The sequence below is a fragment of the Neorhizobium sp. LjRoot104 genome, assembly GCF_964253725.1.
Taxonomy (GTDB): domain Bacteria; phylum Pseudomonadota; class Alphaproteobacteria; order Rhizobiales; family Rhizobiaceae; genus Neorhizobium.
In genome coordinates, this window is the sequence record NZ_CAXURS020000001.1 from 699,221 (window position 1) to 713,049 (window position 13,829).

Sequence of the window (13,829 nt, forward strand, 5' to 3'; positions counted from 1 at the left end):
GAGAAGGTGCCGGCAGGCGGATGAGGGGCAATTCCCACGCGTCTGACATGCCTGAGTCGGGCTTGACCTTCCCCCCGTGGGAAGGTGCAGAACACATACGCACACCGAACAAGGAGATTCTGATGACTGCGATTTTCACCGTGCCGGACATGACCTGCGGCCATTGCGAAAAGACCGTGCGCGGCGCGCTGGCGGAAGCCCTGCCGGGTGCCGTGGTGGCGATAGATCTCGCCGCCAAGAAAGTGACGATCGAAGGGGATGCGGCGAAGGCCGAAGACGCGATCCGCGAGGCGGGCTATTCGCCGGAGCATATCGGGGCTTAGCCAAGAAAGACCCGAGTCTGGTCGCCAATTTCGCTCGTCGCTGCAACGAGCTTTTTCCGAGCTAAGCCCACCGACAACATCTTCCCGTTCGAGGCTTCTCGTGCCTCAGCGGAGCAATGTCGCGGCCCTGCTCTGCACCCGTCATGAAAAATTCAACATTCTGACGGGCAAACGTTACACGTCCGCAAAATTCGCATGGCAGACAAGAGGTGGCTCCTGGACTGGCTTTCATTCGTGGGGCTGGCCTGCTGTTTTTTCACCCGCCCTCGAATTGCCGGACGTCCCCATGCTCAAAGCGCTGTTTTCAACCGCCGCCCTTGCCATTCTGTTTTCGACCGCAGCCCAGGCCGCGGAGCCCGGCGTGACGGTGACCACGCCTTGCCCGTTCGGCGATTGCAAGGCGGCCATCGAGCTTTCCTTCGCCGGCGAATATACGATCCCGACCGGCACGTTGTTCGACGGCGTCGAGTTCGGCGGTCTGTCCGGTATCGACTACGATCCGGTCCGCAATCGATACATCGCCATTTCCGACGACCGTTCCGAACGGGCGCCGGCCCGTTTCTACGAGCTTTCGATCGAGGCCACCGCCGCCGGCATCACCGATGTGAAAGTGGTGAAGACGGTGACCCTGAAGGACAGGAACGGCGAGGCTTTTGCAGCCAAGAGCGTCGATCCGGAATCGATCCGGCTTGCCAAGGACGGCATCTACTGGTCGAGCGAGGGCGACGTGAAGCAGCTCCTGCCGCCCTTCGTCCGTGTCGCCAGCCTGGACGGCGCGTTCCTGCGCGAGTTCGAGCTTCCCAAGGCGTTTCTGCCGACCGCCGATAAATCCGCCGGCATCCGCGACAACCTCGCCTTCGAGGGGCTTGCAACGCTGCCCGGCGGCGACCTGATGGTGGAGGTCGAATCGGCGCTGTTCCAGGACGGACCGATCTCGGGGCTTGGCCGCGGTACGCTCGCCCGGATGATCCGCTACGACGCGGCGACCGGCAAGCGACAAGCCGAATATGTCTATCCGATCGCGCCGATACCTCAGGCGCCGACCGTCGAAAAAGGCTATAACGACAACGGCGCCTCGGAAATCCTAGGGCTGGACGACCACCGTCTTCTGGTGGTCGAGCGCGGTTTCGCGCAAGGGTTCGGCAATTCGATCAAGGTCTTCATGGTCGATACCGAGGGCGCGACCGATGTCTCGGCCATCCCTTCGCTCGCCAATGCCGATGCGGGCATCGTGCCCGTGCGCAAGGCCCAGGTGCTCGACATGCAGGCGATCGGCTTGAAGTCGGACAATATCGAGGCCGTTACCTTCGCCAAGGGCACCGACGGCAGCGACCTCTTGGTCTTCGCCTCCGACAATAATTTCTCAAAGGAACAGAAGACACAGTTCATCGCCTTCAAGGTGCTGAGACGCCCCTGAGGAAGCAGGCCGACCCTCAAGATCTTGCTCCACCTTTTCACAAGGTGGAGCATTGAAACAGATCTCGAGGCCGCGGCCTAGAACTTCACGCCGATGCCGACGTTGATGACATGCTGGTTGAAGTCGAAATCGGCGCCGGCAAGGCTGCCGTTGCCGAAGTCGTTGTAGCGGTATTCGAGGCGGCCGAAGACATTGTCGGTGAACGCGTAGTCGACGCCGGCTCCGACGGTCCAGCCGTTGAGCATGTCGTCGTCGTCAAAGCCGCCGCCGTCGATATGGGCGGTGGTGGCCGTCCAGCCGGCTGCCGCGAAGATCAACGCCCGGTCCATGGCATAACCGACGCGGCCGCGAACCGAACCGGAGAAGCCGGTATCGATATCGATGCCGCCGGCATAGCTGTTCTCGTTCCAGTCGTAGTTGACGTCGCCTTCGATACCGGCCACGAAACCGCTGGAGAACTGCCAGTTATAGCCGACGAAGCCACCAAGCCTCCAGCCGTCGAAATCGTCCGATCCGCCGCCGGCGCCATCGCCGTTGCCCCAGGCATACCCCGTATGGGCGCCGATATAGGGACCGTTCCAGGAGAACACGACCGGCATTTCGACGGCTTGCGGCGCTTGCGGAATCTGCTCGACGGCGTCGGCTGCGTAAGCAACGGAAGAGGCGGTCATGGCGGCCGACGCTGCAAGAATGAAAAGAGCCTTCATGGATATTCCCTCCGATTGATTGGCAAAACGCAAATAGTGCGATTTGCTTGGAAAGCTGTAGCTAAAATACAACAAGGGAAAAAATCTGCAATTACGACTTAAGATACTGAAAAAGCGTGATTTAAATTTTTGGCTTTTCCCTTGACCTCAATCATGCTTGAGGTTGTAGCGTCCCCGGGACTGAAAACAGGAACTGAAAACAGGAAAAGGGGCGGGGCGTGTTGCAGGACATTAATGTGGGCTGGTCGAGGCTTCTCAAGGGCCGCGAAGGAGCGATGCTGGGGCTGATTTCGGCGGGGATCGGGCTGCATGCCTTCAACCAGTTCGCAATCGTCGCGGCCCTGCCGCCGGCGGCAAGGGAGATCGGCGGCGCGGGTTATTTCAGCTGGGCCTATACGCTCTATTTCCTGGGCTCGATCGCCGGCGGCACGGGGGCTGCGGCAATGCGCGACCGGTTCGGTGCGCGCTTTATTCTGCTTCTTTCCGCGGCGATCTTCGCGGCTGGCGGGCTGCTCGCGCTTTCGGCGCCGGCGTTTTCCTGGATCATGGCCGGGCGCCTGCTGCAGGGGATTGCCGACGGGCTGATCGTGGCGATCTGCTACAGCCTCATCCCGGCCAACTTTCCCTCCGCCCTGATCGCGAAGGTGTTTGCGGTGGAGGCGATCGTCTGGGCGGTGGCGGCGATCGCCGGGCCTTTGGCGGGCGGGCTTCTGACCGAGGCCTATTCCTGGCGGGCGTCTTTTCTGGCCGTCGCGCCCTTCGTGGCTCTGCTCGCCGTCTTTGCGCTGACCGCGAAGGTCAGAGTGACCGAGGCGGCGCCGGTGCCGCTGTCCGTCGCCACCATTTCGCTCTGCCTGGCGGCATCGTTCGTCCTGTCGCTCTCCTCGGTGGCGACCGGAGGCGCGATGCAGGCGATGGCGGTCGTGGCAGGCGTTGGCCTGTTCCTGCCCGCACTGAGGCTCGACGGCCGGATCGGGCCGAAACTGTTCCCGGACGGCGCCTTCCGGCTGGGATCGGTGCTGGGACACGGGTTCTGGGTGCTGTTCCTGATGTCCGCGAGCCACTCCGTCGGCAGCGTTTACCTGGCGCTGATGATCGATGCCGTCTTCGGTTTCCGGCCGGCCGTGGTCGGCTATCTGGTGGTGACCATGGCGCTCTCCTGGAGTGCCGTCGCGGTGGTCGCGAGCAGGGTCACGGCGCTTGGGCCGAGGCATCGGTGGATGCGCGCCGGCGCGTTGTTTCAACTGGCCGGTTTCCTGTTCCTCGCCGCCGCGTTCGCGAGCGGTTCGCTCCTGCTGCTGCTGGCGGGCCAGGTGGCGATCGGTACGGGCTTCGGCGTCGCCTGGGCAAGCGTCAACCAGGCGGCGATGGAAGCGGCAGCAAGGCAGGAGCGTGATCTTGCAAGTGCCTTGCTGCCGACGATTTCGACCGCGGGATATGCGATCGGGGCGGGGATCGCCGGCATGATCGCGGGATCGACCGGCCTGGTTTCGGCGCTGGAAAACGGCGAGGCCGCCGGCCCGGCTCTGTGGCTCTACGGGACCGCCGCGGCTGGCGCCCTCATGACCTTCGTCCTCGGTTTCGGCGTGCGGCTCGCCAAGCCTTGAGAGGCGCAACAAAAACGCATTTCGCTTGTTCGGCGGGACAGATTTCCCATATTTGAAGAAAAGGTCGCCGCATCCGGTCGGCCAGAGGAGTCCTTCCCGTGTTCCAGTTCGACAACTCCTATGCCCGCCTGCCGGACAGGTTTTTCGCATCGGTCTATCCGGAGCCGGTAGAGGGGCCGAAGCTTCTGAAATTCAACGCGGAACTGGCGGCGGAGCTGGGCGTCGAGGCGGATTTTTCCGATCCCGCCCGGCTGGCGGCGGTCCTTGCCGGCAATGTCGTGCCGCCCGGCGCCATGCCGATCGCGATGGCCTATGCCGGCCACCAGTTCGGCAATTTCGTGCCGCAGCTCGGCGACGGACGGGCGATCTTGCTGGGCGAGGTCGTCGACCGCAACGGCATCCGCCGCGACATCCAGCTGAAAGGGGCGGGGCCGACCCCGTATTCCCGCCGTGGCGACGGGCGTGCGGCGCTCGGGCCGGTGCTGCGCGAATATATCGTGTCCGAGGCGATGAACGCGCTCGGCGTGCCGGCGACACGGGCCTTGGCGGCTGTCGCGACCGGCGAACAGGTCTATCGCGAGACGGTGGAGCAGGGCGCGGTATTCGTGCGGGTGGCGGCAAGCCACGTACGGATCGGCACCTTCCAGTTCTTTGCCGCCCGCGGCGACAATGACGGGGTAAAACTGCTCGCCGATTACGTGATCGAGCGGCATTACCCCGGGCTGAAAACGGCGGAAAATCCTTATCTGGCGCTGCTGCAGGGCGTCGCTGCGCGGCAGGCGGAGCTGATCGCCCGCTGGCTGGGCGTCGGTTTCATTCATGGGGTGATGAACACCGACAACATGACGATTTCCGGCGAGACGATCGATTTCGGGCCCTGCGCCTTCCTCGACGAGTACGACCCGATGAAGGTGTTTTCGTCGATTGACCAGGGCGGCCGCTATGCCTATCGCAACCAGCCGGGCATCGGCCAGTGGAACATCGCGCGGCTGGCGGAATGCCTGCTGCCGCTGCTCGACGAGGATGAGGAGAAGGCCGTGGAAGCGGCAAACGCGGTGCTGAAGGCGTTCGGCGAACGGTTCCAGCAGGAGTGGATCGGCGTTTTTCGGGCAAAGATCGGTCTTGCGACCGAGGCCGACGGCGATGGCGAGCTGATCCAGGCGCTGCTGGCGGCCATGCACGAAGGGCAGGCCGACTTCACGCTGGCCTTTCGGCGGCTCGCCGATGCGGCGGAGGGCAGGGACGCGGCGTTCCTGGGCGGTTTTGCCGATCCCGACAAGGCTCAGGCCTGGCTTGCCGACTGGCGCGGGCGGCTGGCCACGGAGGCACGGCCGGCCGGCGAAACGGCTGCCCGACTGCGCGCGGTCAATCCGGCGGTCATTCCCCGCAATCACAAGGTCCAGGAGGCCCTTTCGGCTGCCAACTATGGCGATTTCGGTTTCTTCGAACGATTGCTGGAGGCACTGGAAAAGCCTTACGAGGACCGGCCGGAATTCGAAGGTTACACGCAGCCCCCGAAGCCGGAGGAACGGGTGACGCAGACGTTCTGCGGGACGTGATTCCGCCTGTAAATTAATTTTTGCTAATTAGGAAAATAGTCCTTGACGGCGTGACGGTTGTTTGATAGGGTTTAGGCATAGTCGAAGAATTGCGCCGGCAATCAGCCTTCGGGCGGCCGGTGGCAAGACTTCCAGTCAAACTGGCCCGGTCTCAGAAGCCGGGCCTTTTTTATCTCGAAAATCGGCGGCGGGGACGCGCGGCGACCGGAAACGGCGCGGCGGGATTTTCCGCGCCGAATTTTTGGCCTTCAATTCGGCCCCGGGGATAACCGAAATGGATGAATTCGAGACGTTCGATCCGGCGCTTTTCGGGCTCTGGGCGGAGGCGCCTGTCTATGGCGACACGGTCGCGATGGACGATTCGGCATTGGTCGATGCGGTGCGCGGCGTGCTGCTGGAGATCAAGTCGGCCGAGGACGCATTCTCTCCCGGCGAGGAACTGCGGCGTCTCCTGAACGAGATGACGGTCGAGATGCGCGATCAGTTTTCGACCTTCCGGCGGATGCGTACCTCGGCGGAGGCGGCGCTCGAAAATGGCGACGACGCTGCGCAGAAACTGGCGCGCGCCGACGTGAAGGCGGCGACCGACGCCATGTCGCTGATCGTCCGCACCCTCGAAAAAGTCGACAGCCTGCAGCGCCAGCTCGCCCGCGACCGCGACGAGGCCGCCGAGCGCGATGCGGACGAGAGCGGCTATGAGGAGGCGAAAGCCCGCTTCATGAAAATGATCGAGGATCGCGCCAATGAAAATGCCTATCGGCTTTACGAAGCATGGAAGCGGGATGGGCCGCCACCCGCCGTTTTGGAGAGATTTGGACGCGTGGTACCCGAGCCAGCGGACTTCGCGGCGGGCTCTGGAAAAGACGGCGGGCAAATCGGTCTCGGTGGCGGCGGGGTTTCGACGGGATCTGCGTCAGGTCACGGAATTTCGTGAGGAATCTCAAGCGGCCGTTTCGGAAGGCATGGCTTTGAGCGATGCGATCGGGCAACGGAACGCCGGGCGGTGCGGCAACCCGATCTCCCCCCTTGAGGGGGAGATCAATGGGGGTTTGCCGCAGCCGCAGGGTCTTCTTCCTGCAGGCGGGCACTTTCCAGAGAGGAACGAGCAGCCCGATACGTCCCTGACCGGCTTCATGCGGGATCATGAGCGCGATTGGGATATCAAAGGCCGCTGCGAACAGAGGCCGCCCGCCGGAAACTGGCGGACATGGTTGATCATGGGCGGGCGCGGCTCGGGCAAGACGCGGGCCGGTGCCGAGTGGATCCATGGGCTTGCTTCGGCGGAGAAACGGTCGCAGCTCAGGATCGCGCTGGTGGCGGAAACGCTGGGCGATGCCCGCGAGGTGATGATCGACGGGGTTTCCGGCATCTGCCGGATTGCGCGGAGGAACCGGCCGTCTTTCGAGATTTCGCGCCGGCGGCTGGTTTGGCCGAACGGGGCGATCGCGCAGATCTTTTCCTCGGAAGATCCGGAGAGTTTGCGCGGGCCGCAGTTTCATTTCGCCTGGTGCGACGAACTCGCCAAGTGGCGGCATGCGGAGGAAACCTTCGACATGCTGCAGTTCGGGCTACGGCTCGGGGCCGATCCGCGCCAGCTGGTGACGACGACGCCCCGCCCGGTGCCGATCCTGAAACGGCTGATCGCCGATCCCGGCACGCAACTCGTCCGGATTTCGACCCAGGCCAATGCCGGCAATCTTTCGCCGGGTTTCATATCGGCGCTGGAAGCGCGCTACGGGGGGACGCGGCTCGGACGACAGGAACTCGCCGGCGAACTGATCGAGGACCGCGAGGACGCGCTGTGGAAACGGGCCGACCTGGAAGCCTTCACGATCCGCTTTACCGGTGCGCTGCGGCGCATCGTCGTCGCCGTCGATCCGCCTTCGGGTTCGGGCGAACATTCCTGCTGCGGCATTGTCGTCGCCGGTTTGGAGGCAAGCGGCCGGGCGGTGGTGCTGGCCGATTGTTCGGTCGAAGGCAAATCGCCGGCGGGTTGGGCGAATGCGGTGGCGCGGGCCTATGCGCGCTTCCAGGCGGACCGGGTGGTGGCCGAAGTGAACCAGGGCGGCGAGATGGTGACGGCGATGCTGAAAAGCGTCGATGCGGCGCTGCCGGTGACGATGGTGCGGGCGACGCGCGGCAAGTTTTTGCGCGCCGAACCGGTGGCGGCGCTCTACGAACAGGGGCGGGTGGCTCATGCCGGGCGGTTCGCGGAACTGGAGGACCAGATGTGCGATTTCGGACCCGACGGCCTGTCCTCAGGCCGTTCGCCCGACCGGCTCGACGCGCTGGTCTGGGCGCTGACGGCGCTGATGCTGGAAGGTCACGGGGAGCCGCGGGTGCGGGGCATCTAGGCGCGGCTCTCTGCGAGGTCGATGATGATCAGCGCGATGTGGCCGGCTTCGGCTGGGCGCTTTCGCGAATCTGCCTCCACTCGGATTCCATCCGCTCGACGACATGCTGCGGGATCGGCTTGGAAGGGGCGGCCGGTGCGGGCTGCTGCATCGTCATGATCTCCTGTTGTTTAGAAAGCCGACATGAACGTCGTGTGGAGCCGTTGGTTCCACATCGTTAGAAAAAAGTAAACTGCCGCCTAAGGTCTTAAAACGATTTAGTTTTTCTAAACCGATTGAAACTTTGCGACGCGGTATGGGAGTAGGCTCCACATGGCTCACAACCGGCATGCTTTCTTTGATTTCGTTCGGACGAGGCTCTTCAAAGGCCGGCTGGTCACCGGCCAGGTGGAGGGGCTGACGGCGATTCTCGACGGTTGGCGGGAGAGGGGCGGCCAGGACGAGCACCCGCCGCTCGCCTACGTCCTGGCGACCGCCTTTCACGAGACGGCCGCCACCATGCAGCCCGTTCGGGAGACCCTGGCGGCCAGCGACAGGTCCGCGATCGCGCGGCTGGACGCGGCTTTCGCGGCGGGCCGGCTCGGGTCGGTGAAGACGCCCTATTGGCGGCCGGACGCAGACGGAAAAAGCTGGCTTGGCCGCGGACTGGTGCAACTGACCCACCGGCGGAACTACGAGGCGATGTCCAACGTGACCGGGATCGACCTGGTGGCCGATCCGTGCCGGGCGATGGAAATGCCGGTCTCGGTCGCGATCCTGATCGAGGGCATGCGGCGCGGCAGTTTCACCGGGCGGAAGCTTGGCGACTATTTCGGGCAGGCTGGGGCGGACTGGGTGGGCGCGCGAAAAATCATCAACGGCAGCGACCGGGCGGAACTCGTGGCGCGGCATGCGCGGGGGTTTGCCGAGGCGCTGCAATAGGCCGCATTGTGGCCCGTGGCAGCCCGTGATAGCGAGGCCTCCGCATTGCTGGAGGTTCCCATGATACGTCACATCGTGTTTTTCACGGCTGAGGCCGGCGAGATCGAGCGGGTACGGGCGGGCCTTTCCTTGCTGACCGGCAATCCGCATGCGTCTATCCTCGAGATCGGCACCAATGTGAAGAGCGACCAGCTCGGCAACGAGGTCGATCTGGTCGTTTACGGCGAGTTCGAGGATGCCGCGGCGCTGGCCGCCTACAAGGCGCATCCGGTCTATCAGGCATCGATCGACATCGTCCGGCCAATCCGTGAAATCCGCATGGCAGCCGATTTCGACAGCGAAAGCGCGGTGAAGGCGCCCCTGCCGCTTCCCTAAGGCGGGCCTTGGCGCCCGAACGAAAGGACAAGTCACAATGAAATCTCCATTCCGGCGCCCGTGGTTTTCCACGGGCGGGCGACAGGGCGTGCCCGAAGTTCCGAGGACGGAAACCCAGAAGAGCGAAACCAAGATGACCTCCGGTTTTGCGATCGTCTCCGGCGAGGCGGCGGCGCATTGGTCCGGGCGGTCCTATGCGGCGCTGGCGCGGGCAGGCTTCATGAGGAACCCGGTCGCCTACCGGGCGGTGCGGATGATCGCCGAAGCCGCCGCGGCCGTTCCCTGGCTTGCCTATGACGGAGCGACCGAGCTTGCCGACCACCCGGCGCTGGCGCTGCTCGCCCGGCCGAACGGACGGCAGGGCGGCCCCGACTTTTTCGAGGCGCTCTACGGGCACCTGGCGCTGTCCGGCAATGCCTATGTCGAACCGCTGTCGATCGGCGGGGAGTTGCGCGAACTGCATCTGCTGCGGCCCGACCGGGTGAGCGTGGTCGAGGGGCGTGACGGCTGGGTGGCGGGCTACGATTACCGCGCCGGCGGCACCACGCGACGGCTGCCGGTTGAAAGCGACGGCATCGCGCTGCTGCACCTGAAACTGTTTCATCCGCTCGACGACCATTGCGGCTTTCCGCCGCTCGGCGCGGCCGGCGCGGCACTCGACCTGCACAATGCGGCGGCGGGCTGGAACAAGGCGTTGCTCGACAATTCCGCCAGACCGTCCGGCGCGCTGGTCTACCAGCCGAAGGATGGCGGCAACCTCTCCGCCGACCAGTACGAGCGGCTGAAGGATGAACTGGAGGCGGGTTATTCCGGGGCAGTCAATGCCGGGCGGCCGCTGCTGCTCGAAGGCGGGCTCGACTGGAAGGCGATGGGCCTGTCGCCGAAGGACATGGATTTCATCGAGGCGAAGAACGGGGCCGCCCGCGACATCGCTCTCGCCTTCGGCGTGCCGCCGATGCTGATCGGCATTCCCGGCGACAATACCTATGCCAACTACCAGGAGGCCAACCGCGCCTTCTATCGCCTCACCGTGCTGCCGCTGATCTCCCGCACCGCCGCGAGCTTTTCCGCCTGGCTGTCCCAGGCCCATGGGGAGCGGCTGCGGCTGGAACCTGACCTCGACCGGATCGCCGGGCTCTCCGCCGAGCGCGAGGCTCTGTGGGCGAGGGTCGGGGCGGCGGCGTTCCTGAGCGACGAGGAGAAGCGGGAGGCGGTGGGGTATTAATCGGGTAAGGTATGGTGTATTTGTAATACGCGGTATTACAAATGGAGGCGACCATGGCCAAACCTACTCTCTCCGATCCGATCACCCTGCGTCTGCCGGTCGAGATTCTCGCGGACATCGAGAAGATCGCCGAGACGGCGGATCGCAGCCGCAGCTGGGTGATCGTGCGGGCGCTGAAAGCCTACCTGACCACGGAAGGAAGCGAGCTTCTGGAAATTGCCGCTGCGCGCCAGGACGTGCGTGACGGAAAGGTCATGGATATGGACGACCTTCTCGACGAGTTGGACGGCTTGAATGCTGCGGATGAGAAATCCCGGACCGATGCCGCATGAAGAAAGTCCGCATCTCCACGATGGCTGCGGACTACATCAGGTCGGAGCGGATCTATCTGGCTAGGTTCAGCGCTCCGGCGGTGCGCGAGCTGAGCAGGAAATTGCGGAATGCCCAGGCGCTTCTGGCGCAGCATCCGGAAATGGGCAAGGTCAAGCCGGGCTCCAATGGCGTCAGGATTCTGGTCATTGCGCCCTATCTCGTCGAGTACGAAGTCGATCCCGAAGGGGTGCTGATCCTGATCGTCAGGCATGGCAGGCAGGATGACAGGCCTGATGAAGATGAGGACATCTACAGGCAATAGACGGACGGCTCGGCTTGAAACTGATGATGCCGTCCGGGGATGGTTCGGCCGCTCCAGGCATTTCGTGCAACTCACTCAACTTGCGAAGTGCCGGACTCAACTTCCCAGTAGATAGCCTCAAGCGATTCTGAACATTGATGGAAACTGGATCCGCCGCCCCTTGTCGAGCGCGGAACGGCCGGTTGCATGGCAGCAGCGCCGTTCGATCCATATGCGTGCATCATAAACAAGAGAGATTAAAAATGGCTGACCTCGGAAACGATCCGGCCGTCCTTCCCGGCATGTGGGCTGCGAGGATCGCCGGTGCCACGGCGGGGGCCGGCGTGTCGCTGATCTATCTTTTGCCGAAAAGCCGCCGCGAGGCGGCGAGCCGGTTTCTGACGGGCTTGAGCTGCGGGATGATCTTCGGCGGGCCGACCGGGCTTTGGCTGGTGGAAAGGCTGGGGATCGGCGGGGAGCTTTCCGGCCCCGAGGTGATGCTGACGGGCTCGGCTGCGGCCAGTCTCTGTGCCTGGTGGGTGCTGGGCATGCTGGCGCGGGTGGCGGAGAGGTATGGGAAGAGGGCGGGCGGATAAGGGGCTTCCGGCTTGTGGCTTTGCCCCTCATCCGGCTGCCGCCACCTTCTCCCCGTCGTGACGGGGAGAAGGACGCAAGGGGCTTGCTCTCCGTTTTCGTACGAACGGTGAGATTGGGAGAAGACGGTGCGGCGCATGTCCTTCTCCCCGCATGCGGGGAGAAGGTGCCGGCAGGCGGATGAGGGGCTGCTGGCCTCAACCCTTTTGCCGGCGACATCATTTCAATTTTAGGGAGACCACCCATGCACGCTTATCGCGGGCCGCGTCCGACTGCGCGCAAATTCGCCAATCTGGAACTCGCCGGCATTACCGGCGACGGGGTTTTTTCCGGTTATGCCAGCGTCTTCGGCGAGGTCGATCTCGGCAAGGATACGATCGAGCGCGGCGCTTTCCGCAACTGCCTCGTCGAGCGCGGGGCGCCGGGCGTGCGGATGCTCTACCAGCACGATCCTTCCGAGCCGATCGGCGCCTGGCGGACGATCCGCGAGGATGCCCGCGGGCTTTATGTCGAAGGCATGCTGTCGCCCGGTGTCGCCCGCTCCCGCGAGGTGCTGGCGCTGATGAAATCAGGCGCGCTCGACGGGCTGTCGATCGGCTTCCGCACGGTCAAGGCGCGCACCGACGCCAAGACCGGCGTGCGCAAAATCATCGAGGCCGACCTTTGGGAAATCTCGGTGGTGACCTTTCCGATGCTGCCTTCGGCCCGGGTCTCCAACGTCAAGCATGCGCGGTTCTTCCGCGACAGGGAAACCGAACTCGTCCGCCAGATGCGGCGGGCGGCGAAGATGATGATGAAATCAACCTTCAAAGGAAAAACGATATGACGGATCAGGCGAGAACGATGGCAAGTGTGGCGCCCGAGGTGAAGGCCGTCCCGGAAACGGTGACGGCGGCCTTCGACGAGTTCATGGAGGCGTTCGAGGCCTTCAAGGAGGTCAACGACCGCCGTCTTGGCGAGACCGAGCAGAAGCTGACCGCCGACGTCGTGACCCGCGACAAGATGGACCGCATCAACCGCGCCGTCGACGACCAGAAGAAGGTGCTCGACCAGCTGGTACTGAAGAAGGCCAGGCCGCAACTTGGCCGCGGCGATGCGGAGCTTTCGGCCGAGGCTGTCGAGCACAAGGCGGCCTTCGACGCCTATGTCAGGCGCGGCGATGAGAACGGCCTGCGCGAACTGGAGGCCAAGGCGTTTTCCGGCGGGACCGGTGCCGACGGCGGTTATCTCGTGCCCCCGGAAACGGACACCGAAATCGGCCGGCGTATCTCTATTGTTTCGCCGATGCGGGCGCTATCGACCGTGCGCACCGTCTCCTCCGCCGTCTTGAAGAAGCCGTTCGCGGCGGCCGGGCTTTCGACCGGCTGGGTGGCGGAGACCGCGGCGCGGCCGCAGACCAATACGCCGCAGCTGGCCGAACTCTCCTTCCCGACCATGGAACTCTACGCCATGCCGGCCGCCACGCAGTCGCTGCTGGACGATTCGGCGGTTGATATCGAGGCCTGGATCGCCGGCGAGGTGGATATCGTGTTCGCCGAACAGGAGGGCGACGCCTTCATCCGCGGCGACGGCATCAACAAGCCGAAGGGATTCCTGTCCTATCCGACGGTGGCCGACAGCGCCTGGAGCTGGGGCAATATCGGCCACATCGCCACCGGCGTGGCTGGCGGCTGGAAGTCGACCGGGCCTTCGGACACGCTGATCGACCTGATCTATGCGCTGAAGGCCGGCCATCGCCAGAACGGCACGTTCATGATGAACCGCAAGGCGCAGGGCGATATCCGCAAGTTCAAGGATGCCGATGGCAACTATCTCTGGCACCCGCCGGCATCTGCCGGCCAGCCGGCCTCGCTGATGGGCTTCCCGATCGCCGAAGCCGAGGAGATGCCCGACGTGGCGGAGAATTCGCTCTCCATCGCGTTCGGCGATTTCCGTTCCGGTTATCTCGTCGTCGACCGGGCGGGGGTGCGCATCCTGCGCGATCCCTATTCCGCAAAACCCTATGTGCTCTTCTACACCACCAAGCGCGTCGGCGGTGGGGTGCAGAATTTCGAGGCGATCAAGGTGGTGAAGTTTTCGGCGGCGTAAGCCGGCCGGCGTCTCGTTATCGGGCAGGCGCTACGGGCTGCCCCTC

At 64.2% G+C, this 13,829-nt stretch carries 16 protein-coding genes; 14 read left to right on the top strand and 2 right to left on the bottom strand.

Annotated features, from left to right (window positions below; genetic code table 11):
- The first annotated feature begins 122 nt into the window (after positions 1–122).
- Complete coding sequence (locus ACSQ8R_RS03525) at positions 123–323, top strand: heavy-metal-associated domain-containing protein (protein ID WP_436252116.1); 201 nt, start codon at positions 123–125, stop codon at positions 321–323.
- A 286-nt stretch (positions 324–609) separates the two neighbouring features.
- Positions 610–1,740, top strand: coding sequence for an esterase-like activity of phytase family protein (locus ACSQ8R_RS03530; RefSeq protein WP_436252117.1), 1,131 nt, complete (start codon positions 610–612; stop codon positions 1,738–1,740).
- Positions 1,741–1,817: 77 nt separating this feature from the next.
- Here ACSQ8R_RS03530 and ACSQ8R_RS03535 read toward each other — a convergent pair whose 3' ends face one another.
- Positions 1,818–2,447 (bottom strand): outer membrane protein, encoded by a 630-nt coding sequence (locus tag ACSQ8R_RS03535; protein ID WP_436252118.1) that lies wholly within the window; start codon positions 2,445–2,447, stop codon positions 1,818–1,820.
- 218 nt (positions 2,448–2,665) lie between these two features.
- Between ACSQ8R_RS03535 and ACSQ8R_RS03540 the strand changes: the two genes are divergently transcribed.
- The 4 genes from ACSQ8R_RS03540 (at position 2,666) to ACSQ8R_RS03555 (ending at position 7,967) form a co-directional block, all read left to right on the top strand.
- Positions 2,666–4,054 carry an MFS transporter gene (locus tag ACSQ8R_RS03540; RefSeq protein ID WP_436252119.1) on the top strand — a complete coding sequence of 463 codons (1,389 nt, stop codon included), beginning with the start codon at positions 2,666–2,668 and terminating at the stop codon, positions 4,052–4,054.
- Positions 4,055–4,125: 71 nt separating this feature from the next.
- Positions 4,126–5,613, top strand: coding sequence for a protein adenylyltransferase SelO (locus tag ACSQ8R_RS03545; protein WP_436255365.1), 1,488 nt, complete (start codon positions 4,126–4,128; stop codon positions 5,611–5,613).
- 274 nt (positions 5,614–5,887) lie between these two features.
- Positions 5,888–6,547 (top strand): hypothetical protein, encoded by a 660-nt coding sequence (locus ACSQ8R_RS03550; protein ID WP_436252120.1) that lies wholly within the window; start codon positions 5,888–5,890, stop codon positions 6,545–6,547.
- 199 nt (positions 6,548–6,746) lie between these two features.
- Positions 6,747–7,967 carry a DNA-packaging protein gene (locus tag ACSQ8R_RS03555; protein WP_436255366.1) on the top strand — a complete coding sequence of 407 codons (1,221 nt, stop codon included), beginning with the start codon at positions 6,747–6,749 and terminating at the stop codon, positions 7,965–7,967.
- 28 nt (positions 7,968–7,995) lie between these two features.
- Here ACSQ8R_RS03555 and ACSQ8R_RS03560 read toward each other — a convergent pair whose 3' ends face one another.
- Positions 7,996–8,124 (bottom strand): hypothetical protein, encoded by a 129-nt coding sequence (locus tag ACSQ8R_RS03560; RefSeq protein ID WP_436252121.1) that lies wholly within the window; start codon positions 8,122–8,124, stop codon positions 7,996–7,998.
- 155 nt (positions 8,125–8,279) lie between these two features.
- Here ACSQ8R_RS03560 and ACSQ8R_RS03565 point away from each other — a divergent pair, with 155 nt between their 5' ends.
- The 8 genes from ACSQ8R_RS03565 to ACSQ8R_RS03600 all read left to right on the top strand — a co-directional run bounded on the left by ACSQ8R_RS03565 (position 8,280) and on the right by ACSQ8R_RS03600 (position 13,783).
- Complete coding sequence (locus ACSQ8R_RS03565) at positions 8,280–8,888, top strand: hypothetical protein (protein ID WP_436252122.1); 609 nt, start codon at positions 8,280–8,282, stop codon at positions 8,886–8,888.
- 60 nt (positions 8,889–8,948) lie between these two features.
- Entirely contained in the window at positions 8,949–9,263 is a 315-nt protein-coding gene (locus tag ACSQ8R_RS03570; RefSeq protein ID WP_436252123.1) for a Dabb family protein, read from the top strand.
- 37 nt (positions 9,264–9,300) lie between these two features.
- Complete coding sequence (locus ACSQ8R_RS03575) at positions 9,301–10,488, top strand: phage portal protein (protein WP_436252124.1); 1,188 nt, start codon at positions 9,301–9,303, stop codon at positions 10,486–10,488.
- 53 nt (positions 10,489–10,541) lie between these two features.
- On the top strand, positions 10,542–10,820 hold the full coding sequence (locus tag ACSQ8R_RS03580; protein ID WP_436252125.1) for a CopG family ribbon-helix-helix protein: 279 nt from the start codon (positions 10,542–10,544) through the stop codon (positions 10,818–10,820).
- The gene (locus ACSQ8R_RS03585) at positions 10,817–11,122 is read left to right on the top strand and encodes a type II toxin-antitoxin system RelE/ParE family toxin (RefSeq protein WP_436252126.1); all 306 of its coding nucleotides are present in this window, start codon (positions 10,817–10,819) and stop codon (positions 11,120–11,122) included. Before ACSQ8R_RS03580 ends, ACSQ8R_RS03585 begins: the two co-directional genes overlap by 4 nt.
- 242 nt (positions 11,123–11,364) lie before the next feature.
- Positions 11,365–11,697 carry a DUF6107 family protein gene (locus ACSQ8R_RS03590; RefSeq protein WP_436252127.1) on the top strand — a complete coding sequence of 111 codons (333 nt, stop codon included), beginning with the start codon at positions 11,365–11,367 and terminating at the stop codon, positions 11,695–11,697.
- Between the two features lie 242 nt (positions 11,698–11,939).
- Entirely contained in the window at positions 11,940–12,521 is a 582-nt protein-coding gene (locus ACSQ8R_RS03595; protein ID WP_436252128.1) for an HK97 family phage prohead protease, read from the top strand.
- Entirely contained in the window at positions 12,518–13,783 is a 1,266-nt protein-coding gene (locus tag ACSQ8R_RS03600; RefSeq protein ID WP_436252129.1) for a phage major capsid protein, read from the top strand. The genes ACSQ8R_RS03595 and ACSQ8R_RS03600 overlap by 4 nt, the downstream gene beginning before the upstream one ends.
- The last annotated feature ends 46 nt before the right edge of the window (positions 13,784–13,829 follow it).

Excerpts from the sequence above, each read along its gene's own strand:
- ACSQ8R_RS03530 (WP_436252117.1), top strand. The coding sequence starts at position 610 with ATGCTCAAAGCGCTGTTTTCAACCGCCGCCCTTGCCATTCTGTTTTCG.
- ACSQ8R_RS03575 (WP_436252124.1), top strand. The coding sequence starts at position 9,301 with ATGAAATCTCCATTCCGGCGCCCGTGGTTTTCCACGGGCGGGCGACAG.
- ACSQ8R_RS03565 (WP_436252122.1), top strand. The coding sequence starts at position 8,280 with ATGGCTCACAACCGGCATGCTTTCTTTGATTTCGTTCGGACGAGGCTC.
- ACSQ8R_RS03550 (WP_436252120.1), top strand. The coding sequence starts at position 5,888 with ATGGATGAATTCGAGACGTTCGATCCGGCGCTTTTCGGGCTCTGGGCG.
- ACSQ8R_RS03555 (WP_436255366.1), top strand. The coding sequence starts at position 6,747 with ATGCGGGATCATGAGCGCGATTGGGATATCAAAGGCCGCTGCGAACAG.
- ACSQ8R_RS03525 (WP_436252116.1), top strand. The coding sequence starts at position 123 with ATGACTGCGATTTTCACCGTGCCGGACATGACCTGCGGCCATTGCGAA.
- ACSQ8R_RS03595 (WP_436252128.1), top strand. The coding sequence starts at position 11,940 with ATGCACGCTTATCGCGGGCCGCGTCCGACTGCGCGCAAATTCGCCAAT.
- ACSQ8R_RS03585 (WP_436252126.1), top strand. The coding sequence starts at position 10,817 with ATGAAGAAAGTCCGCATCTCCACGATGGCTGCGGACTACATCAGGTCG.
- ACSQ8R_RS03600 (WP_436252129.1), top strand. The coding sequence starts at position 12,518 with ATGACGGATCAGGCGAGAACGATGGCAAGTGTGGCGCCCGAGGTGAAG.
- ACSQ8R_RS03535 (WP_436252118.1), bottom strand. The coding sequence starts at position 2,447 with ATGAAGGCTCTTTTCATTCTTGCAGCGTCGGCCGCCATGACCGCCTCT.
- ACSQ8R_RS03560 (WP_436252121.1), bottom strand. The coding sequence starts at position 8,124 with ATGACGATGCAGCAGCCCGCACCGGCCGCCCCTTCCAAGCCGATCCCG.
- ACSQ8R_RS03590 (WP_436252127.1), top strand. The coding sequence starts at position 11,365 with ATGGCTGACCTCGGAAACGATCCGGCCGTCCTTCCCGGCATGTGGGCT.
- ACSQ8R_RS03580 (WP_436252125.1), top strand. The coding sequence starts at position 10,542 with ATGGCCAAACCTACTCTCTCCGATCCGATCACCCTGCGTCTGCCGGTC.
- ACSQ8R_RS03570 (WP_436252123.1), top strand. The coding sequence starts at position 8,949 with ATGATACGTCACATCGTGTTTTTCACGGCTGAGGCCGGCGAGATCGAG.